This window comes from Caballeronia sp. dw_19, from assembly GCF_018449515.1.
Classification (GTDB): Bacteria; Pseudomonadota; Gammaproteobacteria; order Burkholderiales; family Burkholderiaceae; genus Caballeronia.
In genome coordinates, this window is record NZ_JAAVUQ010000005.1 from 232,065 (window position 1) to 256,585 (window position 24,521).

Genomic DNA, 24,521 nt, shown 5'->3' on the forward strand with positions numbered 1-24,521 from the left:
GCCCGGGGTTCTGTTTTTTCCCGACTATCCAGTCGCCCCATAAAAAAAGCTGACCGTTTCTCCGGAAGTCTCCGAAACGGTCAGCCGTTTTTGAACTGTCAGCCGTCACGCCCGCCGTCAAACCAGCCCACGCCTCTTGTAATCGAACCAGAACGACAAACCCACGCTCGCCAGAATGATGAGGGTTGCCATCACGGTCCACTTCGTGATCACTTCGCCGAGAAACAGCGCACCTATCACCACGGCCACCACGGGATTCACGTACATGCAGCTGCTCGCGATAATCGGACTCGTGTGGCGAATCAGGTACGCATACGCAACATACGCGGCCATCGAACCGACGAGCATCAGGTAGAGATAAGCCAAAAACGGCGTGAACCCCATGCTCACGATACGTTCGCCCGACACCCACGCAACGATCGTCGCCATCGCCCCGCCAAGGCCGATCTGCAGTGCAGTCGATACCAGCAGGTCGGACGGCAGCTTCAGACGCCCCGCGAGAAACGAGCCGCCTGCCCAGAAAACTGCGCCGCACAGGATCGCAAGACTGCCGGCGGTTGAACCCGACGACGGATCGCCGTGATTCAGCAACGCAATCCCGACCAGCCCAAGCCCGACGGCGACCCACTCACCCTTCGCCACTTTGCGGCCGGCAATCGCGGCGATGACCGTGGCGAACAACGGCACGGTCGCCACCATGACCGCGGCAGTGCCGGTCTCGACCGTGCGCATACCGAACGCGAGCATTCCGCTCGACAAACCCACAAGCAACGTTCCGACCGCCGCGGCGTTTCGCACTTCGGCGAAAGTCGGCCAGACCGGGTCCCGACGCGCAGCAAAGATGAACAAACCGATGCCGGCGAACAAGTTGCGCAACCCGGACAGCATCAGCGGCGGGAACGCTTCCAGCGACAGATGCACCGCCATGTAGGTCGAACCCCATACGAGGTACACGACGCAAAGGGCAAGCGCTACCCGGCCGCCGCGCGTCGCGGGAAGGCGGAACGGGAAATGGCCGGGAAGATTGAACAGGCGACGCGCAGGGGTATCGGCCAAGGGTTGCGGACTCGTCACGCCTGGCAGAACGTCCGCCGATGGCGATGGCGATGGCGATGGCGCGTTGGTTGCTGCGTGCGGAAACGGCAACACGTCGGCCGAGGGCTGCGACTGCGGAGGTTGTGCCGGTGGCACAAACGGCGAAGCTGAAGAATCGGAATCAGACGACCGCGCGGGCGGCAACGGTGTGGACATCCGTTACTCCGCGACGAAGATGATTGCAACGTCAGCCGGCCAAACGGGCAGGCCTACAACCGCCGGTTTCGTTTCACCCGGGACCGGGGGAAACAAAGAGCGGCGCGCATGCCGCTTGAGCGTCGCGGCAAAACGGGCAAGGCAGGACAACATGTCGGAAGCAGGAAAAGGGGTCGGGCAACAACGTGCCGAAGCTCGATAACGGCTCAAAAAGCCGGCAGGAGCCGCCGCGAGTTTGCCGGACCGTTTCGTGAAAAATATCGGACCGCATCCGGGAAAACACGGTGGTCGCCATTATGCAGTAAGCCATGCACACGCACGCGGGAGTGTTACAGATGGTTGCCAACACGCTACGGCGAGGTGTATTGTTGCGACTGCTAACGCGGGGGTCCTGCGCTGCACATCGCAATCTGTCACCGGATTGTCCGTGTGTCGCGGGTGAGAAATACCCTTTGAACCTGATCTGGATAATGCCAGCGCAGGGAAGCGTTCGGATTTCGCAGCGCTGGGGTCTTTTGGGTCTATCTCTTCCTCGCGTTCCCTGCCAAGTCCGCCCGCCTTCTTCTCTGCTTTTCTTCGGTCTCCCGTAGCTAGCGTTTGACTCAGCCGGTTCTCGTGCTAATTGATGCCATTCGTGCAATTTCGCGCGTTTGGCGTTTTTTCGCGGACCGGCTGGGAAACATCCGTCCCCACAGCAACCATTTGCATGGGACCGGAGTAAGCGCATGGGATCGGAGTGAGCGCCATGGGACCAGAATAAGCGCCAAAGCGCCCACTCTGGTCGACGCGCCCGCTCCGGTAGACACGCTAATTCCGGTCGACACAGGAGAGCCGCATGAACGCCAATCCGAAATTCCTGTCCGACGACGCCGTCGTCGACGCTGCCGCCATCGCGCCGCTGCCCAATTCACGCAAGATCTACGTGACGGGCTCACGTCCCGACATCCGCGTGCCGATGCGTGAAATCACCCAATCCGATACCAACGAAAGTTTCGGCAGCGAAAAAAATCCGCCGGTCTATGTCTACGATTGCTCCGGCCCGTATTCGGACCCGGAAGCCAAGATCGATATCCGATCGGGTCTGCCGGCCGTGCGCCAGGGCTGGATCGAAGAACGAGGCGATACGGAGTCGCTCGGTGGTCTCTCAAGCAACTTCGGCCGTGAGCGCGCCGCCGATCCGGCCACCGCCGACCTGCGTTTCAAAGGCTTGCATCGCACGCCGCGCCGCGCTGTGCCGGGCAAGAACGTCTCGCAGATGCACTACGCGCGCCAGGGCATCATCACGCCGGAGATGGAATACATCGCGATCCGCGAGAACCAGCGCCGCGCTGAATATCTGGAATCGCTGCGCACGAGCGGCCCGAACGGCGAAAAGCTCGCCACGATGATGGGCCGCCAGCATCCGGGCCAGGCGTTCGGCGCCCAGGCCTTCGGTGCGAACGCGCCCAAGGAAATCACGGCCGAGTTCGTGCGCGAGGAAGTCGCCCGCGGCCGCGCGATCATCCCGGCGAATATCAACCACCCGGAAAGCGAGCCGATGATCATCGGCCGGAACTTCCTGGTGAAGATCAACGCGAATATCGGCAATTCGGCGGTGACGTCGTCAATTGGCGAAGAAGTCGACAAGATGACCTGGGCGATCCGCTGGGGCGGCGACACGGTCATGGATCTCTCGACCGGCAAGCATATTCATGAAACGCGCGAGTGGATCATCCGCAATAGCCCGGTGCCAATTGGCACGGTGCCTATTTATCAGGCGCTCGAAAAGGTCAACGGCAAGGCCGAAGACCTGACCTGGGAAATCTTCCGCGACACGCTGATCGAACAGGCGGAACAGGGTGTGGATTACTTCACGATCCACGCCGGCGTGTTGTTGCGCTACGTGCCGATGACCGCGAACCGCATGACGGGCATTGTCTCGCGCGGCGGGTCGATCATGGCGAAATGGTGTCTGGCGCATCACAAGGAAAGCTTCCTGTACGAGCACTTCGAAGACATCTGCGAAATCATGAAGGCCTACGACGTGAGCTTTTCGCTCGGCGACGGCCTGCGTCCCGGCTCGATCTACGACGCCAACGACGAAGCCCAACTCGGCGAACTGAAGACGCTCGGCGAGCTGACGCAGATTGCGTGGAAACATGACGTGCAGGTGATGATCGAAGGTCCGGGCCATGTGCCGATGCAGCTCATCAAGGAGAACATGGACCTGCAACTCGACTGGTGCGACGAAGCGCCGTTCTACACGCTTGGACCGCTCACCACTGATATCGCGCCGGGATACGACCACATCACGTCGGGGATTGGGGCGGCGATGATCGGCTGGTTCGGCACGGCCATGCTCTGCTACGTCACGCCGAAGGAACATCTGGGCCTGCCGAACAAGGACGACGTGAAGATCGGCATCATCACGTACAAGCTCGCGGCGCACGCCGCCGATCTGGCGAAAGGTCATCCGGGTGCTCAGGTGCGGGACAACGCGCTCTCCAAGGCGCGCTTCGAATTCCGCTGGGACGACCAGTTCAATCTCGGACTCGATCCGGACAAGGCGCGTGAATTCCACGACGAAACCCTGCCGAAGGACTCAGCCAAAGTCGCGCATTTCTGCTCGATGTGCGGCCCGCATTTCTGTTCGATGAAGATCACCCAGGACGTCCGTGAATATGCGGCGAAGCAAGGGGTATCGGATATCGAGGCGCTGAAGCAAGGCATGGAAACGAAGGCGATCGAGTTCGTGAAAAAGGGCGCTGAGATTTACCAGCGCACGTAAGAACGAGCAAGCAACGACCACGCCGGTCGCCCGTAAAGCACGATGACCCGGTGAAAATAGAAACGGCCTGTCGCATGTCACATGCGACAGGCCGTTTTGCGTTGGAGGACGCTCAATCCCGTACTTGTCTGCTGAATACGACGGTCGGGCACCGTTTCTGCTTCTTCATTGAAGGAACCGGCAGGAACTGTCTTTTCGCCGCCGGGTTGGACGTGGACAGTGAGGCTCACCCGCTCAGCGCAAATCATGCGCGGCATGCACCGCATGTACGACAAGAGCCTCGCCGGTTTGATAGCAACCCGTTACGCCTTCGTGATTCATCGTTTTTGGAGAGTTGAAATGGACAAGATCAAACAGATTGGCGCTGCGACTCTGATTGCCGCACTTCTCGGCGGCCTGTCTGCATGCGATCAAATGAGCACCCGTCAACGCGATACGGCTGTCGGCGCAGGTGTCGGCGGCGTGGCTGGAGCAGCGCTTGGCGGCAGTGCGCTATCGACAGTGGGCGGCGCGGCAGCGGGCGGCCTGATCGGTAACCAGGTCGGCAAGTAGGTTGAACGTCAGCGTGATGTCAGCGTGCCAGATGATGTTTTATCCGGCACGCTTTGCCCGGTCGCCTCACTTCAACGAATACAGCGGCCGGTACAACTCAATTTAAGTGGGTGCGCCCGCCATCCCGTCCAGTGAAACAGATCGAAACATTGGGTAACGCCCCGTGCTTTCCCGTGTTTCGGCGATGCGCTAGGCTCCTGACATCCCGTTCATTCGAACGGTCGCGTTTCGACGCAACGAGGAGCCGCATCATGAGCCCAAAGCTCGCACTATCCGCCCTCTTGGGCGCTTTGAGCTTGAGCGCTTGCTACTACGTGCCGTATGGTTCGTATGGTTATTACCCAGCGTATCCACCCTATCCGGGCACCCCGGTAGTCAGCACAGCACAAACGCAGCAAGAGATTCCCGTCGCTCCTGCAGGGGCGCCCGGCACCGGATATGCGCAGAGCTACCAAGGCAGCGACAATCCGCCCCCCTCCGCGTATGCGTCAACAACACCGCAGTACGTTGCTGCGCCGCCTGTCGCCTATGCGCCGTATCCCGCTTATTACCCGAGCTATCCGGTCTACGCGCCCTATCCGGCTTATTACGGCGGCTACGGTTATCCCGCGTACGGGTATGGACCATCGCTGTCGGTCGGCTTTGGCTGGTACGGTGGCGGTGGGCGCGGACATTATTATCGTCACTGAGCGTCATCACTGAGCGGTTCGCCCTCTGCTTTTCCGCCCGGGCGAGGCTTACTCGTTCGATGTAACGCTTTCACGCGAACCGCGCTGCAATAGCGCGGTTCGCTTTTGTGTGCCCTGATTGTCCGCGCTGTCCGGTCGCGTAAATAGCGCGTCCGGGACGGCTCCATGGCAATCAGTGTGATATGGCACGATTTTCGCTGATGTTCGTGATAGCTACGCCACCCCGGGCGCTACCGCTACAGGAATCCTCATCATGCTGGTCTTCGCGCTGGTTCTGCTCTGGCTTGCCGCCTGCCTTGGCGTGATCTCCATCTGGCTGTTGCGCCGCGTTTCACACGACTCGCCCGAGACCGACGCGTCAAAGACACACGAACCCACCACGCCCTAAAGCTTCGATACAACCCCGAAGGTATGGTTAATCCGTCCTTGACGCGCGCCATCCTCGCTCTATCCTTAGTCCAGACGCATTAGGCAAGCGCTTAGTTGCAACGGTGCGTCGAGCGGCGGCGCGTTTATTGCAACGCGACCGAGCTCACGGGGGTGTTAGTACCGGTCGCCATGACCGGAGAACGCCGCGCGTCCAGCAGAATAAAAAACAGGAGACGATATGTTTCACCAGATTCTGACGCCCGTCGGCGGCTCACTCGGCTTGTCCTTTCTCGTCGCCGTGCTGCCTATCGCAGTCGTGCTGGCCCTGCTCGGTTGGGCACGCCGGCCTGCCTGGCAAGCGTCGCTCGCCGGATTGATTGTTGGCATAGTGGTAGCCATCGCGGTATGGCACTTCCCCGTTGGCCTGGCGATTGATTCCGTCGCGGCAGGCGCCGTGTTCGCCGTCTGGCCGGTCATGTGGATCGTCTTCACCGCGATCCTGCTCTATAACATCGCGCAGCGTTCGGGCCGTTTCGAAGCGTTCCGGATATGGATGATCGACAACCTCCCGAACGACCGGCGAATCGTGCTGGTCGTGATCGGCTTCTCCTTCGGCGCGCTGCTGGAAGGCATCTCCGGGTTCGGCACGCCGATCGCCATTACGAGTTCGCTGCTGATCCTGCTCGGCTTTCCGACGCTCGAAGCGCTCACCTTCACGCTGATCTTCAATACGGCACCGGTCGCGTTCGGCGCGCTCGGTGTGCCAATCACCGTGCTCGGCGCGGTGACTCACCTCTCCCCTGACCTGCTCGCCAAGATGGTCGGCCGCCAGTTGCCGTTCTTCGCGCTGCTGCTGCCGTTCTATGTGATCGGCGTGTACGCGGGCTTTCGCAACATGCTCAAGATCTGGCCGGTACTGCTGGTGGCCGGCGGGACGTTCTCGCTCACGCAATTCGTCACGGCGAACTACATCAGCTACTCGCTCACCGACGTGCTCGCGTCAATGGTTTCGCTGATCCTCACGATCGCGTTCCTGCGCGTCTGGAAACCTGCCCCGGACGAGCGCTTCGCCGTCAACGTCGATCGGGCGGCGCAGGTCCGCGGCAAGCTTTCCGGTGGGCAGGGCTGGGTGCCATGGATTGTGGTGTCGGTGGTGGTGATCGTGTGGACGATCGCAAAGATCTTCCTGATCGGCGACGTCAAGGTGCCATGGCCGGGCCTCGACAAAGCTGTTTTCATCACGCTCTATAACCAGCCATACGGCGCGATCTGGGACTTTCAGCCGCTCGCGACCGGCACCGCGATCCTGGTGGCATCGATCATTACCGCCCTGATCGTGCGGCTGCCGGCGAGCGAGTTCGGTGCGTCAATCGTGGATACCTGGGTGCAGACGCGCATCGCCATTCTGACGGTTGCGACAATCGTCGGGCTCGCGTACCTGATGAACTACTCCGGAATGAACTACACGCTGGGCCTCGGGGTGGCGTCGGTGGGAGCATTCTTCCCGCTGGTGTCGGCGTTCCTCGGCTGGGTGGCAGTCTTTCTGTCCGGCAGCGATACATCGGGTAATGCGCTGTTCGGCAATCTGCAGGTGGTCGCGGCACGGCAGCTCAATCTCAATCCCATCCTTATGGCCGCCACGAATTCATCGGGCGGCGTGATGGGGAAGATGATCTCGCCGCAAAACATCTCGACAGGGGTAGCCACCACCGAACTGAAAGGCAAGGAAGGCGTGGTTTTCGCGAAGACGTTCAAGCACTCCATCCTGCTGACGGTGCTGCTCGGCGTGCTGGTCTGGCTGCAGCAAAATGTGCTGACGTGGATGATTCCGCATTGAAGGGGAAGCGGGCGGCGGTCTCGCTGCTTGCTGGGTTGTTGTAAACGTCAGTGTTCCTGCCGCGCGTGATTCGGGTGGCAGGACTTGGCGCCCCATGTGGCGGCGCGGGTGTGTCGGGTTCCTGCCGCTCGTGATTGCGGGTGGCCGGAACCGACATTCATGAGGCGGCGCAGATGGGTTGTTAGCCGGTATGGATCTCGTCGCGCGGATCGGGACGAACCCGGCGAAGGGGATCATCAATCGTTGGCCGCGGGCTCGAAGCGGATCACCGTACGAGATGAGCTTCGAGATGAGCTTCGAGACGAGATTCGAGATGGACTTGAGACTGGCTGATGCGCCTCACTCCCCCACTACGCGTCCGCGTGTTGCCTTCACCGCGCCTCGCCGCACTTTTCCATCCACCCTTCGCAACTGCGACGCCCGCGTAGGTTTCGTCGCCACGCGCGTGCGGCGTGTCACGCTGACGCGCTGGATCATCTCGTCGAGCCGCGCAAGCGCCGCTGCACGATTCATGTCCTGCGTGCGGTGTTCCTGCGACTTGATGATGATCACCCCGTCACGCGTAATACGACTGTCGCGTAACGCAAGCAGGCGCATCTTGATCGTGTCCGGAAGCGACGACGCCTGGATGTCGAAACGCAGGTGAATCGCACTCGACACCTTGTTGACGTTCTGGCCGCCCGCTCCCTGTGCGCGCACGGCGCTCAGCTCGACCTCGTTCGGCTGGATCACATACTCGATCGTATGATTCACGATGCCGCCTCCGCAATGCGCGCGGCCAGACCCGAGTCACGCCGCGTAGGTGTCCGGACGGCCTGCGCGAAGACGTCCGTCGAGCCGATCACGTCTATGCGGCTACGCGCCCGCGTGATCGCCGTATAAACCAGTTCCCGCGACAACATGCGGCCAAACGCACTCGGCAATACCAGCGCGGCGTGATCGAATTCCGAGCCCTGCGATTTGTGGACCGTCAGTGCAAATGCCGTGTCGTGGGGCGGCAATGCGGCGGGAGAGAGCATCCGTAACGTGCCGTCGGCCATCCGGAAGCAGACCTGCATAGCGCCGCTGGCCGCCGGCAGCGCAATGCCGATATCGCCGTTGAACACGCCCAGCGCGTAGTCGTTGCGCGTCACGATCACCGGCCGCCCCGCGAACCATTGAGCGCCCGCGCCCAGCGTGACCGATGCAGCCGCCCTAACCCACGCTGATACGCGCGCGTTGATTTCATCGACGCCACGCGGCCCGCGACGCGTGGCGGCAAGGATGCGAAAGCGGTTGAGCGCATCAAAAAGCGGTGCTGCCCCGGTTCCCGCCTTGAGCGTTTCGGCGAGCATTCGCGCGTACGGTTCGAAACCGGCGTTCAGGTGCGCCAGCGTGCGCTCGGATAGATGAGGTCCCGTATCGTCGATAAGCAGCGCCGCTTTCGCCGGGTTGTCCTGGCTACTGAGCGTCAAGGCGGCAAGCGCGTCGTCGACGGAACCGCGACGGATGGCGACCGACAACCTGCCAATATCAGAATCCAGGCCGAACCGATAATTACGCTGCAACCACACGACGCAATCGGTCAACGGACTTGTCGCGGTTTGATCGACTGCAACAGGTGCCTCCGGATGCCAGTCGACTTCGGGCAGGCCGGCCAATACGTTGTAATCGTCGTCCGGGATCAGGTAACCAGGTTCGTCGACCCACATGGGTTCGGTTTCAAGCAGCGCGGCCTGATCATCAGCGTCGCCGTCATGGTCGCTCGGCAACGCGGCGATGAACCGCGCGGCCGGCATCGACAGCGCGGCAGCAATCCGCGCCGCGCCTGCATCGCTGAAAACCGGCCGCGCGCTCAGTTCAGCGAACACCGCGCCCGCTTCCACGGCGGCAAGTTGATCCTTGTCGCCAAGCATCACGAGGCGCGCACCGGGTGCGACCGCTTCGAGAAGATGAGCGGCCAGCGCGACGTCGATCATCGACGCCTCGTCGATCACGATCACATCGAATGGCAGCGGATTGTCGCGATGATGCCGGAAGCGCCCGTTCGCCTGCGTGCCGAGCAGACGCTGCAGCGTGAACGACGTACGCGGCAAACGCGCGGCCAGCTCCGGCGGCAACACATTGGCGCGTTCGACCAGCGCCTCCTGCATGCGCTGCGCCGCCTTGCCCGTGGGCGCCGCGAGCGCGATGCGCAAAGCCGGGTTTTCGTCGAGCAGGCAAGCGAGCACGCCGACAACCGTCGTTGTCTTGCCCGTTCCCGGACCACCGCTCACGATGGTGAGACGCCCTGACAACGCAACGAGCGCAGCCACGCGTTGCCAGTCGATGTTGTCATCGTCGTTCTTTGACTCCGCGAAATAGCGCCCTACGCGCGCTTTCAATTCAGCCGGATCCGGCGCATCGGCAGACACCTGGGCACGTTCGACCAGCGCCCGCGCGAGCCGCCGTTCGTAGTCGAAATACCGCGCGAGATAGATACGCCGGCTTGAATCGATGACAAGCGGCAGCAGGTCTGCGGCAGCTTCATGGCCATCGCACGCCACGCCGCTTGCCAGCAACGCGGCGTGTACCGTACCGGCAGTTTCACCGTACCGCTGCGCGAGTGCATCGAGCGCGATACACACGTGCCCTTGGGTCGTCGCGCGGCTTACTGCAAACGCCGCGCGCTGGGCCCAGCGGACGTTGTCGACTTCTCCCTGAAGGCGCTTCGATAACCCGCCTATCCGGCGCGCGAATCCATCAGCGAGCGCAATGCTGTCGTCGGGGACAAGAGTCAGGTCGGGCGCGTTCATGCGGCAACTCCTTGCATCAGTCGATCGATTGCCTCGATCAGTTCCAGCGATGGCCTGCCCACATGCACCCCCGCAGGCCCGTCACCATCGCGCCAATCGGGTCGTACGCCGCGCACGAACAAATACAGATAACCGCCGATGTGCCGCTCAAACGCGTAGTCACGGAGCCGCAAATGCAGATACCGATGCAGCGCAACCGTGTAAAAGAGCGCCTGCAAGTGATAGGCATGCGAGGCCATTGCGGCGTCGAGAGATTGCTCGTCGTAATCGGCGGACGTCAGCCCAAGATGATTCGACTTCCAGTCGACGATCCAGAAACGCCCTTCATGCTCGACGATCAAGTCGATAAACCCCTTGACGAAGCCGCGCAAGGTTCCCGCTTCCAGCGCGACGTCGGGGAAACCATGCGCGACGAGCACGCGCCGCAAGGCCGTGAAATCCAGCGATTCCGCCGGGAACAGGAACTCGAGTTCATTCATGCGCCGCTTGGGGGGGATGGTATCGAGGCGCATGCCGGGTACGAGTTCGGTTGCAACTGTATCGGCGAGCAGACGCGCCATCATCTCGGGCAGGTTGGCAGCCAGAGTGTCGGACGCAGAAACAGGAATGGGATGTTCATGTAACGCGCGCTCGATCGCTTCGGGCCATGTGGCTAAGTCCGTGAAATCAGCGAGCTCGTACATCCGGTGCAGGCACTCGCCCGCCGACGGGCCGCGCGGGAATAAGAGGATATCGTCGGTATCGAGTTGGACCGGAGGCAATGGCGTTTCAATCGGCGTCACCAGTGTAAGCGCCGCTATTGCGTCGATACGCCCGTCGTGGTCAGGACGTTCGTCGGTGGGCTGCGCCTGATTCGATTCCTCCCGTGCGCCGGCAGCGATCATGGAACTGAAGCTGGCGGTCCGCCAACTATCGCGCAACACGCGACGACTGGTTCGCGGCTGCGGCGTGAAACCCGCGTCGCGTTTCACAACGAGCGGTTCACGCACGTCGATCACAGGCAAGGGTTCGACGGAGATGGAGCCCGTCGCAAGCGCTTGCCAGCTTCCGATCACGTCGTCTTCTTCGGGTGGTTCAGTGAGCCAGTCGCTGAACTCGCGGCCCGCGCCTGCGATCAGCCAGTTCAGTACACTGCGCCGCGATTCCTTCGCTGATTTGCCGATCAGATACACGCCTCCGACCAGATAACACCGGTACACCGCGCGCGTGAGCGCAACGTACACGAGCCGCGCGCGTTCGGCGGCCTGCTCGCGCGTGGCGAGTCCGGACGCGCGTTCACCCTCTTCGTCGGTGTAGCCGTAATGCAATATGGCCGCTCCGTCGTCGTGGTATTCGCGGGCATCGGGCAGTCCTGTGGACGGCTGGTCGCGCAACGCGCCGTCGTTCAGGAACGGACAGAACACGACCGCATATTCCAGACCCTTCGATTTGTGCACCGTGACGATCTGCACGAGATTGCGATCGGACTCGAGCCGCAACTGCGCATCTTCTCCTCCGCCCTGCTCTGCACGTTGCGCGGCTAGCCAGCGCAGCGTGGGCGCAATGCCAGGTTGAACGGCGCCACGCGCCTGGATCAACTCGGCCAGATGATTGACGTTGGTCAGGCGGCGCTCGCCGTCCGGACCGACAACAAGACGCTGCGCGATCAGCAGCTCACGTGCGAGCGTGCGCCACATCACCGCAAAACCGCGCTCGTGCCATAGCATCCGGTAACGCGAGAAACGTTCGACCCAGCTCATGGCATCGGTCGCTGCGGATTCTTCCACCGCTTCACTGTGCTCCATGCTCCACAACGCGGCGGCATCGAGCCCGAGCCAGTCCGTTGCAAGCGCCGCACGCAAGCGGCGCAAGTCGCCAGGGGTATCAATGGCGGCCAGCAATCGTTCGATCTGCTCAGCATCGAACGTACCGAATACCGATGCCTGCGCCAGTTCCACGCTGCCCACGCCCCAGCTTGCGAGGACCCGCTTGACGAGACTTCCCTGCCGATGTGTCTGCACAAGCACCGCAATCTGGCCGGGAGACAAGGGTTTGTCGCCGATCGTTACTTCGCCGTTTTGAGCGCCGCGCAACAACCGCACGATCTCCGCCGCGCAGGCCTCCGCCGCCTGGCGGTTGGCGTTCGTTTTCGACAGTGCCGAATCACCTTGCGGCAACATCCACACGCAGAAATCAGCGGTGTCGGAATACGCAGCCGACGCCGTGTTGTCGTTGAACGGCTTGCGCTCGCGCGTGCCTGCACGCACTGGCTGGTACGTCAATCCGTCAAGGATAAATGCCGCCGGATTGGCGCTGAAAATGCGATTGCAGGCGTCGATGATCGGCTCAGTCGAGCGCTGGTTGACCGCAAGGGTATATCTTGCCGACGCACGCTTGCGCGCCGTCAAATACGTATGCAGGTCGGCGGCACGAAAACTGTAGATGGCTTGCTTCGGATCGCCGACCAGAAACAACGGCCCTTGTGGCGCGAAGATGCTGTTGAAGATGGCAAACTGCAGCGGGTCCGTGTCCTGGAACTCATCGATCAAGGCAGCCGGATAACGTGCCCGAAGTGCATCGGCGAGCCACGGATTGGCGTGGAGCGCCTGATACAGGTTGGACAGCAGGTCGTCGAACGACACCACGCGCCTCGTCCGCTTGCGCACCGCCAGTTCCAGCGGCGCGTAGTCGAGCCACTCGCGCACAATGCCAAGCCATGCCGCGCGCTGCGCCGCTTCCGCGGCAGCCGCCGCAGCGGCAAGCGTCTCGGCGTGATCGAAGAAAACATGCGAGGGCGGCTCGTTCTTCACCTTCGTGCCTTTCTTCAACGCGCTCGCCGTGAGCTTCAGCGCTTCTTTCGGCGGCGTGGCGTGACAATCGTTGTCGGCGAAATAGTCGGACCACGCGGCAATCGCCGCATCGATCAGCGTGCGCTTGTGCGTGGTCTTGCTGAGCTTCGCTTCGGCGTCGATCAGCAACTGCACGATGGTGTCGCGTTCGGCGTGCCACACCGCGCACGCCTTATCGAATAACGCTTGCGCGTCCTCTCGGTGGGCGAGCTCCGACTCCCCCCAGCGCAACGTGGCAAGCGGTTTTTTCAGCCGGCGCGAAAGCTGTGCATCAAGCGATGCCGGTCCTGCGCGTTTGCTCACGAGCCACGCGGCGAACGATGAATCCCGCGCGGCAACCGGCTCGACCCGTTCACGCCAGAAGTCCGCTGCCATCTCGAAGCGCAACGCGCTGTCGTCGGCTTCCAGTTCGAATGCGAACGGCATGGTTGCAGCGAACGGCGCCTCTTGCAACGCGCGCTGGCAGAACGCGTGGATTGTGTGGATGGCGGCCTGATCGAAAGTATGCAGGGCAATCCTGATGCGCTTGAGCGCTTCGTCAGGATCAACGCATTCAAGCGTAGTCTCGAACAGGCGCTCGAGGAATGCGTCCTCCCCGGTGTCCCCGGTTTCCATCGCATGCGCGATCTGGACGAGCCGCGAGCGGATGCGCTCATGCAGTTCAGCGGTCGCAGCCTTCGTGAAGGTGACGACGAGGATTGCGTCGGCAGCAAGCTTCTTTTCGAGCAGAAGGCGAACGTACAACGCGCAGATGTTCCACGTCTTCCCCGTTCCCGCCGATGCTTCGATCTGGCTCACGCCATCGAGCGAACATTCGAAGACGTCGAGTTCATCAGCCATGTCGGCCGTTAGTGTGGTGGTTGTTTCGATACGCGTCATGCGTCGCTCCGCATGTGCTGGATCAACGGCTCGAAGACGATCCTGGCCAATGTGGCAAAGGTTTCATCGAGTCTCAGTTCAGCGCCGCGAAACGCGATGCGCAACGCGGGATCGTCCGACTCGCCACGCGTCCTGTCCGACACCCACACGCCCTGCGCCTTGGACTCGCTTTCCTTGACCCATGTCCACGCGCTTTTTGGAAAGAACCGCAGCGGCAACCGCCGCCCGGCGCGATACAACGCAGCGAGTATTGCCAGGTGTGCATGAGGATCGTCTACAGGCGTCAGTTCAAAGCCGCTCGATTGCGCGCCGCGCCCGTGCCATACCGTGCGTCGAGGGCCATCGGGCAACGCGGCGCAGTACGCAAGATGTGCAAGCCATGCAGAGAGGTAGTCGCGAGCGCGCGGCACGTCGTATCGGTAAATGATCTGGCCTTCGTCGGTGAGCAAATTCAAAGTGCCGTGAAGCTGCAGCGGCTGCAAAGCGTCGGCTTGCAATGTAGCGTCGTGGCGGCCGAACAACTCGGCATCCGGCCAACGTGGCTCGATATCCAGCGTGAACGGCAAGCGCGCCGCGCCTTCCCCCGTCGCAACCCGCACCCGATTGGCAAGCGAATGCAACGCGCCGATTTCCCGCGATTGCCACACACCGCCCGTCGCGCCGCCTGGCATTTCAGGACTCGCACGCGCGACCCTCCGCGCACGATCGAGCCCGCGGACTTCATTGTCGTCGGTGAGTGCGAGCAGCGCGGGCAGCACTCGATCGGCCAATGCCGCGCGGCCCGGATATTCGAGCTCGAACGGTTCGGTATCACCGAGTTCGGTCTCAGCGTCGAAGAGCGAGATGCCGAGCCGATCACGCAAGATAGCGCGCGCCGGATGACGCCAGAAACGCTCGAAATCGTCGAATGCAACGGGCTCCACCTCTTCCGCCGGTAACGGCCCGCTAAAGAATTTCATCGACGGTTCAATCCTGCCGAGCGCGAGCGTCTGCGCCAGTTCCGCGCGCTCCGGCTCGTAGGTGAACAGCGGCGCGCTGAAGTACTCGGGCGCGAACGGCTGCAACGGATGCTCGAATACGAAACGGCTGCGCGCGCTCTCGAGTTCTTTCGGCGTTGCACCCTCGCCCGCCACCGTTTCCGCCAGATAGTCGAGCAATTCGTCGATCAGCGCGGCAGGCGGCAGCGCGGCGTTGTCGCGAATGCTGCGTCCCGTGTACGCGATCATCAAGCGGTCCCGCGCCGACAACAGCAAGTCGAGGAACAGATTGCGTTCGTCGTCGCGGCGTTGCCGGTCACCGAGCTGGCCAAAACTCGCCATCAGGTCGAATTCGTCGGCACGCGCGAGGCTCGGCAACATGCCGTCGTCCATGCCGAGCAGGCAGACCACGCGATACGGCAACCCGCGCAAGCTCGTCAGCGACGAAAACGTCACGCCGCCCCATGGGACACCGCCACGCGCGGCGTCGTCGAGTGCGTCGGTGAGCGCCGTTCGCAGAACGTCGGCAGCAATTTCAGTGTCGACAGCGCCTTCGCTCATGGAAAGCATCAGCGAGTCGAGCGTCGAGCGAACGTCGGCGATTGAGTCCGCGAATGGCAGGCCGGCGTCGAAGAACTGCGTGAGCGCGTCGAGCAACAATTGCGTCCAGGCCTGCGGCGTACGCGCGGTGGCTATACGTTCGCCGAACGCGTCAATGTCGTCAATAAATCGCGTCAATCGGCCGAGCAATTCCGCATCCGACCCTTGCGCGCCGCCAACCGGCAGCCATTCGTCGACAGGCGCGCCGCCGTCGGGCAGCGCGTAGCCGAGGAACAGCCGTGTGAGTGCATCGGAGAAGGTGTGACGGGCAGGAGGCACATCCGCGGCAGTGACGGCCGACGGCGTGAGCCCGCGGCGTGCACCGGCCGCCGCAAGCCACGTCTGCGCGGTTTCCAGCGCGACGGCGTCTATGCCATAACGCGCCGCGACCGCGTCGACCCGCAACCATTCGATCAACTCGGGCGCGCCCACACTGCGTTCAGGCAACGCCAGCCAGTCGAGCAATACGCGCGCGACCGGGTTCGCCTGCGAAGGCGGCAAACCCGTAATCCGATACGGAATCCGCCGGCGCTCACCGGCCACGCCAGCGGGCGCAGTGCCGAACACCCCGTCGATGAGCGAACCCGCCGCCGCGAGATCCGGAAACGCCACGAGCACGTCCGACGGCTGCAGCCCGTCCACTTCCTCGAACCAGCCAAGCAAACGGTCGTGCAACACTTCAAGCTGCCGCGACAAGCTATGGCACACATGAATTTCGATACCGGGTTCAAGCGCTTCGCCGGGCTCGGAAACTCCGTTCAAGTTGAGAATCGCGTTCTGCACATGAGCGAGCCATGTCGGCCCGGGATTCTCCTCGAAATGGCTGGCTTCCCGCGACGCCGCGCTCTCCGTCAGCTCGCGCAGCATGTGCAATTGCGCCTGCGTCTGGCGGCCCCATTCGGCGAGCAGCGGATGGCCCACTTCCTGGAAATCCAGCTTCCCCGCCAGTTCGAGCTGTTCCACCCGCGCTTCGCTCACGATGTCGAACCAGAACTCGCGGCACGGGTCAATGGCATAGATACGTACATCGATCCATCGTGACAATTCGCGCAGCAACGCGATATGCAACGGCGGCATGGTCGGCAACGCGAACACGCTCACGCGCTCCGGCCACTCGGCCTTCATCACGGCGTCGAGATCGAGTTTCGGCGATTCAGTCAGGAACCGGTACGCGGGCGGCGTGGGATCATGAGCGTCAGCATTTTGTGCGAGATCGGCGAGCAGCGCGCGCCATAGCGCGGCCTGCCAGCGCTCGTCCTCGCGCTGGATTTCTGTGGCGTTCGGCAGGCGCGGACCGTTTGCGTCGATTGCCCCGCCGGCCGACGCCAGGATTGACCCGCCGGCCTGCCAATGCAGCAGCCATTCCGGCCGATACGTCAGATAGTGATCGAACACGGTCGCGATACGGCGCGCGAGTTCATAGCGCATGGAGTCGTCGGCGGCGTCGAGGTAGGCGCGCAATCGCGACGAACTCTCTGGAGCCGCCTCCGTCATTGCGCCAAGTAGCCGGAAACAACGCCATACCAGCCGGTCGGGCGCAAACGGCGAATGCTCGGGAACCGGCAATACGTCCCCTATCCTCGCCCACAACCACTGCGCGAGATAACACAGGTCCACGTTTGCACAAATGCCAAAGCGGGCAGCCATGTCCAGTTCGAGCCGACGGCGCACTGCCGCGCTCGGCACGATGATCGTCTGGCTGGCAAATGGATCGCCGCCATTCAGCGCGAACGCGGCGACGTCGTCGAGCAGCGCCTGCGACAGCGTTTCATGGCGATTCGAATAGAAAAGTTCGAGCATGGATCCTGCTAATTGGGCATGAAAGGCAACAGCTCGAACGGCCAAGGCCACGGACGTGTCGCGAGGTGAAACGACAGGATAGCAAAGGCCGTTCTTAACCGGAATTCGTCCGAACGGCCTAGGTTTGGATACCGTGGAGTTGGGTTAGACTCGAACCCACATTAAGTCAGGTCCAGTGCCCCGACGTGGCATACCGAGACCATGGCGGGACCTGAGACACCCCGAAGATACCCGGGCAGCAAATTAGGAAGTCGATGCGTTACTCGCTAGAAATCAGAAAATTCATTTATAGCCAGTACTTCTTCGGTGGCTTGCGGATCGCGCTAGGCGTCTCGCTGCCGGCCATCGTGATGCTGACTGTATTTCACAATCGTGAACTCGGCTTCACCATTGCGACCGGCGCGCTGGGCGCGAGCGTCGTCGATATGCCGGGGCCGTTGAAGTACAAGCACAACGAGATGCTCGCCTGTACGGTGATCGGCTTCTTGTCCGCGCTGGCTACCGGTATCGCAAGCGCGAACGTGGTGACGCTGTGGCTGGCCGTCGTGCCGCTTACTTTCGTGCTGTCGCTGGTGGTGGTGTACGGCAATCGTTGGCCGCAGATCAGCTTCGCCACGCTCTTCATGATGATCGTGACGCTGGAGGATCATTTCACGCCCATGCAGGCGCTCGTCAACGCGTCGTGGATCCTGCTCGGCGGTCTTTGGTACACCTATTGGGCAACCTTTGTCAGCCGCTCATTGGTGTATCGGATCGAGCGCCAGGCGCTGGCTGAAAGCGTGTTCAGTTGCGCCGAGTATCTGCTCGCGCGCTCGGCTTTTTACGATCTCGACGCCAATCTCGACGAGTGTTACCGAAAGCTGATCGAAAAGCAGATCGCGGCTGTCGAGCGCCAGGACGCGGCCCGCGACATCGTGCTGCGCAACCTGCCGAAACTGAGAAGCGGCAAGCTCGATGCGCGCCGCGTCATGCTCTTCAATCTCTTCATCAACGTGGTCGACTTGCACGAGATGTTCGTGGGGGCGCACACCGATTACCCGCTCGTGCGCAACACGTTCGGCGGTGCGGACATTCTGATCTTCTATCGCGACCTGATGAGAAAGACCGCGCTCGATCTCGAGGACATCGGCCTGGCCGTGCTGCAAAACCGGCCGGCGCGGGCACGAATCAACGTGAAGGCAGAGTTGCGCGCGATCGAATACGAACTCGACCAGATGCGCCGGCACGACGTCCCGCAGAAAAATCCGGAAGCGTATTCGGCGGTGTCGTCTGCGTTCAGAAGGCTCTGGAGTGCGACACGGCTGATCGACAAAATGCGTCGCCAGACGCGGCACGATCCGAGCATCACGGAAACGGTGATTCGCGTCGATCCAACCTTGTCGCGTTTTGTGTCGAGCCGGCGCGTGCCGTTCATGCAGATTTTTTCGAACCTGACCATGGCCTCGCCGAGCTTCCGGCACGCACTGCGCGTGACCATCGCGGTGGGCGTGGGATTCTGGCTCGGCCGCTTGCTGCCGCTCACCAACGCGTACTGGATCGTGATGACGACGGTCATCATTCTCAAGCCCGGTTATTCGCTTACCAAACAGCGTAATGTGCAGCGGATTATCGGCACGGCGATCGGCTGTACGGCGTGCGTCGGGTTGATCCTGGTGGTGAAGGACCCGCACGTGTTGCTGGTCGCCATGTTCGCCTGCATGGTCATGAGCTACAGCCTGCTGCTGTTCAACTACACGGCAAGCGTGGTGTTCACGTCGGCTTATGTGTTGCTGATGCTGCACCTGCTCGCGCCGGGCGGCATGCGGCTGATCGGCGAACGCGCCATCGACACCGCCGTCGGATGCGCCATCGCGATTGCCGCCAGCCATCTCTTCCCGTACTGGGAATACCGGCTGATGGGCAAGCAGGTGCACGACATGATCGGCGCAATGCGAAGTTATCTCGAGGCAAGCTGGTGGTGGACCGGCAAGCCTTCCAATCAGGCTGAGGTGAAGAGCCCGGCAGACGCCAATCTTTTCGCCGATGCCAACGCCGGAACAGCGCAAGCCGCAACGGCCGCGCTTGCGCGGGTGGAAGCCGGAGAAACGGAACTCGCGGCAACGGGGAATGCGTCCCGGAGCTTGGCAAGTGAAGATGACGCGGGGCCTTCACCCATCGTGCGCGACCGGGCAACCGCTTTGGCGGAGACAGTGGTATCGAACGGAAGCAACGCTGCAGGCCTCGCGAACGACGAGATAGCCGCAAACGTCGATAGCCAAGCGGTCGTCGCGTCAGCCATAAACACGTCCGGCGAAGCACAATCTTCTGCGCCCATGAAGCAAGCGGACGGTTCGGCCAAGACGCTCGCGGGCGCGACAGCGAAGACCGCAGATCAACCGGCCGTCATTGAAACGAGCAGCAAGCCCCCGGCCGCGACATCGAAGAAAAAAGCCACCGGCGAAAGTGCGGCCGCGACCGCCATTTCAGGTGCCTCCGCCGCGGCGGCCATTGCAGCAGAGGCTCTCGACAGCGACTTCCGCTACCGCCTCGCGCGCAAAAACGTGCATATAGCTTTTGCGAATCTCGCCCAGGCGTTTCAGCGCATGATGCTCGAACCGAAAGCGCAGCAAAAGTTCGTGCCCGAACTCAACGACCTGCTCATCCGCAGCCACGTGCTCGCGTCACAGATCACCGCGGCGGGGCCGTTGCTGCAATCGGTAGGGAAGTCTGCCGCGGGGCACGCGGCACAACCCGTGCAGCGCGCGCTGACCGTGATCCGCGACAATCTAACGCAGGCGCAGGACGGCGTACCCGCTCCCGAAGATCAAGCCGAGCAGTCGAAGCTACTCACGCGCGAACTGGATTCAATGGTGGTGGGTGCGGAGCGTGCCCAGGATATCCCGGTCGATACCGTCCAGGATCTGAAGCTGCTTGCGCATCAGTGCAAGCAGATGCTGACGGCGTCGCTCCTGATTCGCAAGGACGCGAGCCTCATCAACCTGCCGGAGTGACAACCGGGGCAGCGCCCAGTCATGCATAAACACATGAGCGGCAGGTCGAAAGAGCCTTATTGGGAAGCGCCCGTCGCAGGCGCAGCGGGAATGGTAGCGCTCGCCGCCTCCGGCGGATTGTCTCTTTCGTACTCGCGCTTGTCGCGGATCGCGTTGAAGAACAATGTGCCGATCACAAGCAGCACCACGACCACGATAAGAATACTGATCGCGAAGGTGGGGTTCTTCCGCGTCGGAGCCTTTTTGCGGCGGTCATCGGTCATGAAATTGAAGCTCTGAGTGGGATTGGACGAAGCGCACGATCTTACCCGACATGGATTTCAGAAGGGTTGCGGCGCCCTTCCGTCCCCCCCCGCAGAACGCGTTCCACCTCCCGCACAAAAACCTCAGTTTCCCGTGACCCCGAGCGGGGATCGCACGGGCAGCGCGGTGGAATATTTGATCTGTTCCATCGCGAAACTCGAACTCACGTCGTAAAGCGGGACAGCGCGAATCAGCGTTTTGTAGACACGGTCGTAATCGTCGATATCCGACACCACCACGCGCATCAGATAGTCCGTTTCCCCGCTCATCCGATACACCTCGACGACCTCGGGAATGTCGCGCACCGCGCGCGTGAAATCCTCCGCCCAGTTCTGCGTGTGCTGATTGGTCTTCACCGCGACAAATACCGTTGTCCCGACCCCCAGCTTACGCGGATCGCACAGCGCGACCTGAGCGCGGATCACGCCGGTTTCCTTCAACCGTTGGACGCGCTTCCAGCATGGCGTTTGCGAGAGATTGACGCGCGTCGCCAGCTCGGCGATAGGCATTGTCACGTCTTCCTGCAGCAGCTCCAGCAACTTGCGATCGATAAGGTCCATGCCCATAGCCCGCCCCTTGTAGGAAATTATTCTACTTTTCCGTGTCTTGGCGAAATTATATGGAAACTTTTTCCACATGCAAACCGGTATAAAAGAGGCTCGGCTTTCCGCTCCTTTCTACCTGATTCCGCCTTCCTGACGAGCCTCGCCATGACCCTTGCCCTTGATACAAAGTCGCCGCTCGCGCGGTTGTCCGAAACACTCGATCAAGCCTGCTGCCTCGATCCGTCGTCGGCGGGGTTCGCGCTTGGCGTGCGGTCGGCGCTCGATGGCTTGTCCCGGGAAACCGGTCTTTTGTCCGATGCCCAGCGTGAAGGCGGGCCGGATGGTTATCGGCGGCATTTGCTGGTCGCCGATCCGCTCGGCCGCTATGCCGTCGCCGCGCTCGTGTGGCAAGCCGGTCAGGCGAGCCCGGTACATGGCCATCACACGTGGTGCGCCTATACAGTGATTGAAGGAACGCTGTCCGAGACGCTGTTTGCGTGGGACGCCAACACGAATCGGGCGGTTCAAACGCGCCGCCACGAACGGGCGCAGGGCGCGGTGTCGTTTGTCGGCGCGGGCCGTGGGGCAATTCACCAGTTGGGCAACGCATCGGCGACGGGACGCACCGCGGTATCGCTCCATGTGTATGGCGTGCCCGGCGCGCACATCTCAACGCATGTCAATGATCTCGTCATGGTTGCCGCATAACACGCGGCGGCATCGGCAAACTGTACAACCCTCGTCCTACGCTTTCCCCGGCTCCGACGCCGTTGGAATCTGCGGCGGCACTTGCACAGATTGATCGGTCGGCGGCGGCGCGGCCTGGGATTTATGCGAAACATCGCGAGCCATGGCGGCCGCGCTGCGCTCCACCGGCGACAACGGAGCTGCTTCCGTCAGTTCCTCCAGATCGCTCAAGTCCGTGTCCATGCCCCCGGATTCCCGCGATACCCGCAGTTGCATTTGCGGCACCGGAACGTCCATTCCGATCTCGTCCATCTTGCGCTTGACCCTGACGTTGAATGCCCGCGCGACACTCCATTGCTTTAGCGGCAGGGTCTTGATCTGCCCTTTCACGACCATCCAGTTGGGATCGAAACGGTCCAGCCCCCACACTTCGATCGGCCCAAGCATCTCGCGCCGGTATCGGAAATCGGCCATCAATTCCGCGCCGACCTCACGAATCATCTGCGTGATCTGGTCGACATCGGCAGAAAACGGCACCCGCACTTCAAACACCGCATAAGCGAAATCGCGCGACAGATTCTTCACCACCTTGATTTGCGAAAACGGAATGGCGTGAATCGCGCCCTGCCCGTCGCGCAGCCGCACGGTACGAATGGTCAGCGTTTCCACCACGCCCGCATGGCCGCCGTCGACCTCGATCGAATCGCCGACAGAAATGGTGTCCTCGATGATGATGAAAAGTCCCGTTATCAGATCGGCCACCAGCGACTGCGCACCAAAACCCACCGCCAGCCCGATCACGCCGGCGCCGGCAAGCAGCGGCGTCACGTTCAGCCCAAGATTTGCCGCGGTAATGATCGCGGCGACGCTCAGCAGTCCCACGAACACCACGTTGCGAATCAGCGGCAGCATGGTGCGCGCGCGCATGCTCGGACCGCGCCCTTTGCCGCGCGGCGTGTTCGGATTGAGCGCCTCCTGAATCCCCGTATCGATCAGGATCCACATCAGCCAAGCGATAAGAATGGTCAGCAGGATCGCGCTCACCGCATGCGTGATGCCGCGTGCGGCCACGCTTTCCTCCGCAAGTTTGGTGAGCGAAAACCCCCAGAAACGCGAGGCAAGCTCGAGGAAGGCCAACCAGATCATCAGCACGACCATGCGTCCGAAGAACTTGAAAAGCCGTCGTACATAGGCCGATTGCCGGCGCGTCTTGCGTTGCGGCAGTCGCGTGACCCGCAACGCAACAGCGCTGAGAAACAGTCCGACCACCAGCAAGCCGGCGGTTGCGATCGCCATTTGCAGGACGTTCTCGGAGGTCCCGATGCCCGCCAGCGTCGCGATCACCGAAGCCGATGCGAGCAGCAGCATTGGCACCTGCCAGAGCGAGCCGACTACTTCGAATGTTTCGGTCGCGGCCTTGTGCTGGCTGCGCTGCTCATACGAACGGCTGCGAATCAGATGGGACACGGGCCGCCGGAACGCCAACGTGAAATAGCCGGTCAGGATCGCCGCGCCCATGTTCGCGACCGTTGAGAGGAGCCCGGACAGATTCGTGCCGAGCTGTTGCGCCACGTCGTAGTTCGACGCGGCGTCGCCGAGCGCGCCGAGGGTGCCGATAAGAAATAACAGGCGGCGCGCATGCAGAATCAGCAGATGCACCGCCACCCGGCGATGCGCCGAGCCGAACAGCGAGAACATGATCAGGCAGATCGACGAAAACACGGCGCCCGCGACAATCGCGTACGCCGTGACCATCGCGAGCGTGCGGCCTAGCGATACCGGCATCAGCCGCACAAAAGTCAGCGCTGCGATGAACGCGAACAGGTATGGCCCGACCCGCCGCAGCGCGAAGATCAGAAGCTCGCTGGTGGTCGGATTGGCACGCAGCCCGAAATGCACCTGGTAACGCGCGTGCAAGTACCGCTGGAAGTAGACCAGCAGAAAAGCGCAGAGCCCCCAGCCCGTCAGCATCAGGCAATAGTTGAGCAGCGTGTGGCCAAAACTCTCGCGGCTCTGACCCGACACAATGGTGAAAAGCTCGTTGCCCGCGGCGTTCAGGCGACCGCCCCAATAATTAAATGGCGTACGACCACGGCTGAAGTCCTCTTCCACGCTCGACAGCCCCGACGCGATCGCCCCGAGCAGCCCCGTTTTGGGCGTGATGGCAGCGACGACCGACGACGCGGCCGTCGATGAACTCGCCGACGAGGCCGCAGCCACCTCCGGCAGCACTGCCGCGCCGGAGCCGTCGGACGCAGCAGACACATCAGCCGGTTGCGCGGCGGCTTCGGCGTCACGCTTGGCGTCGCGCAGCTTTTTCAGCTGTGCGACCAGCGCCGTGCGTTCCCGGTCGTTGTCCAGCGTGGAGATGACCGTGTCGAGCGAGCGCGTCAGATCCGCGTCGCTGGGCGGACTGGCCGTGGCGTCCGCCGTACCCGAAGCCGCTGCGGCCCCCGAGCCCGGGTCCGATGCCGCAGGTTTGTTGATGAGTTCCTGAAACGACGGCAACGTGAGCGCAGGAGGGGCGGCGTTAGCGTTCAGGGCAAAAACAGTGAGCGCCGAGCTGACCAACGCTAATACCAGCGCGCCAGCGAGCGCCCGGATGCGGCTTGGTTTCATGGCGGTGCGCAATAGGCAAAAGAGGTAAAAGACCGCCAGTTTAGCCGCTGCGCT

At 62.1% G+C, this 24,521-nt stretch carries 15 protein-coding genes and 1 riboswitch; of the genes, 7 read left to right on the forward strand and 8 right to left on the reverse strand.

Annotated features, from left to right (window positions below; genetic code table 11):
- Positions 1–117 precede the first annotated feature (117 nt).
- Positions 118–1,251 carry an EamA family transporter gene (locus HB376_RS09605; RefSeq protein ID WP_213763402.1) on the reverse strand — a complete coding sequence of 378 codons (1,134 nt, stop codon included), beginning with the start codon at positions 1,249–1,251 and terminating at the stop codon, positions 118–120.
- A 374-nt stretch (positions 1,252–1,625) separates the two neighbouring features.
- A riboswitch (TPP riboswitch) is annotated at positions 1,626–1,754 on the forward strand.
- 332 nt (positions 1,755–2,086) lie between these two features.
- Here HB376_RS09605 and thiC point away from each other — a divergent pair.
- From thiC to HB376_RS09625, 5 genes are all read left to right on the forward strand, one after another.
- The gene (gene thiC / locus HB376_RS09610; protein ID WP_213763404.1) at positions 2,087–4,018 is read left to right on the forward strand and encodes a phosphomethylpyrimidine synthase ThiC; all 1,932 of its coding nucleotides are present in this window, start codon (positions 2,087–2,089) and stop codon (positions 4,016–4,018) included.
- A 339-nt stretch (positions 4,019–4,357) separates the two neighbouring features.
- On the forward strand, positions 4,358–4,570 hold the full coding sequence (locus HB376_RS09615) for a glycine zipper 2TM domain-containing protein (protein WP_213763406.1): 213 nt from the start codon (positions 4,358–4,360) through the stop codon (positions 4,568–4,570).
- Between the two features lie 251 nt (positions 4,571–4,821).
- The gene (locus tag HB376_RS09620; RefSeq protein ID WP_213763408.1) at positions 4,822–5,259 is read left to right on the forward strand and encodes a hypothetical protein; all 438 of its coding nucleotides are present in this window, start codon (positions 4,822–4,824) and stop codon (positions 5,257–5,259) included.
- Between the two features lie 253 nt (positions 5,260–5,512).
- The gene (locus tag HB376_RS40895; protein WP_255631253.1) at positions 5,513–5,647 is read left to right on the forward strand and encodes a hypothetical protein; all 135 of its coding nucleotides are present in this window, start codon (positions 5,513–5,515) and stop codon (positions 5,645–5,647) included.
- A gap of 219 nt (positions 5,648–5,866) precedes the next feature.
- Positions 5,867–7,465, forward strand: coding sequence for an L-lactate permease (locus tag HB376_RS09625; protein WP_213763410.1), 1,599 nt, complete (start codon positions 5,867–5,869; stop codon positions 7,463–7,465).
- A 339-nt stretch (positions 7,466–7,804) separates the two neighbouring features.
- On the opposite strand, the gene arfB is transcribed toward HB376_RS09625, so the two are convergent.
- From arfB to recC, 4 genes are read right to left on the reverse strand one after another with little or no spacing between them, the layout of a single operon-like run.
- Complete coding sequence (arfB, locus tag HB376_RS09630; protein WP_235210661.1) at positions 7,805–8,218, reverse strand: alternative ribosome rescue aminoacyl-tRNA hydrolase ArfB; 414 nt, start codon at positions 8,216–8,218, stop codon at positions 7,805–7,807.
- A complete protein-coding gene (locus tag HB376_RS09635; RefSeq protein ID WP_213763412.1) occupies positions 8,215–10,239 on the reverse strand; it encodes an AAA family ATPase in 2,025 nt (674 codons plus the stop codon). The genes arfB and HB376_RS09635 overlap by 4 nt, the downstream gene beginning before the upstream one ends.
- A complete protein-coding gene (gene recB / locus HB376_RS09640) occupies positions 10,236–13,946 on the reverse strand; it encodes an exodeoxyribonuclease V subunit beta (protein WP_255631254.1) in 3,711 nt (1,236 codons plus the stop codon). The genes HB376_RS09635 and recB overlap by 4 nt, the downstream gene beginning before the upstream one ends.
- Entirely contained in the window at positions 13,943–17,323 is a 3,381-nt protein-coding gene (gene recC / locus HB376_RS09645) for an exodeoxyribonuclease V subunit gamma (protein ID WP_213763414.1), read from the reverse strand. The genes recB and recC overlap by 4 nt, the downstream gene beginning before the upstream one ends.
- A 254-nt stretch (positions 17,324–17,577) precedes the next feature.
- Here recC and HB376_RS09650 point away from each other — a divergent pair, with 254 nt between their 5' ends.
- Positions 17,578–20,313 (forward strand): FUSC family membrane protein, encoded by a 2,736-nt coding sequence (locus HB376_RS09650; protein WP_213763416.1) that lies wholly within the window; start codon positions 17,578–17,580, stop codon positions 20,311–20,313.
- Between the two features lie 56 nt (positions 20,314–20,369).
- Here the strand turns inward: HB376_RS09650 and HB376_RS09655 are convergent, their stop codons facing one another.
- Positions 20,370–20,576 carry a hypothetical protein gene (locus HB376_RS09655; RefSeq protein ID WP_213763418.1) on the reverse strand — a complete coding sequence of 69 codons (207 nt, stop codon included), beginning with the start codon at positions 20,574–20,576 and terminating at the stop codon, positions 20,370–20,372.
- A gap of 123 nt (positions 20,577–20,699) precedes the next feature.
- A complete protein-coding gene (locus HB376_RS09660) occupies positions 20,700–21,182 on the reverse strand; it encodes an Lrp/AsnC family transcriptional regulator (RefSeq protein WP_213763421.1) in 483 nt (160 codons plus the stop codon).
- Between the two features lie 144 nt (positions 21,183–21,326).
- Between HB376_RS09660 and HB376_RS09665 the strand changes: the two genes are divergently transcribed.
- Entirely contained in the window at positions 21,327–21,869 is a 543-nt protein-coding gene (locus HB376_RS09665) for a cysteine dioxygenase family protein (RefSeq protein ID WP_213763423.1), read from the forward strand.
- Positions 21,870–21,905: 36 nt separating this feature from the next.
- Here HB376_RS09665 and HB376_RS09670 read toward each other — a convergent pair whose 3' ends face one another.
- On the reverse strand, positions 21,906–24,467 hold the full coding sequence (locus tag HB376_RS09670) for a mechanosensitive ion channel domain-containing protein (RefSeq protein WP_213763425.1): 2,562 nt from the start codon (positions 24,465–24,467) through the stop codon (positions 21,906–21,908).
- Positions 24,468–24,521 lie beyond the last annotated feature (54 nt).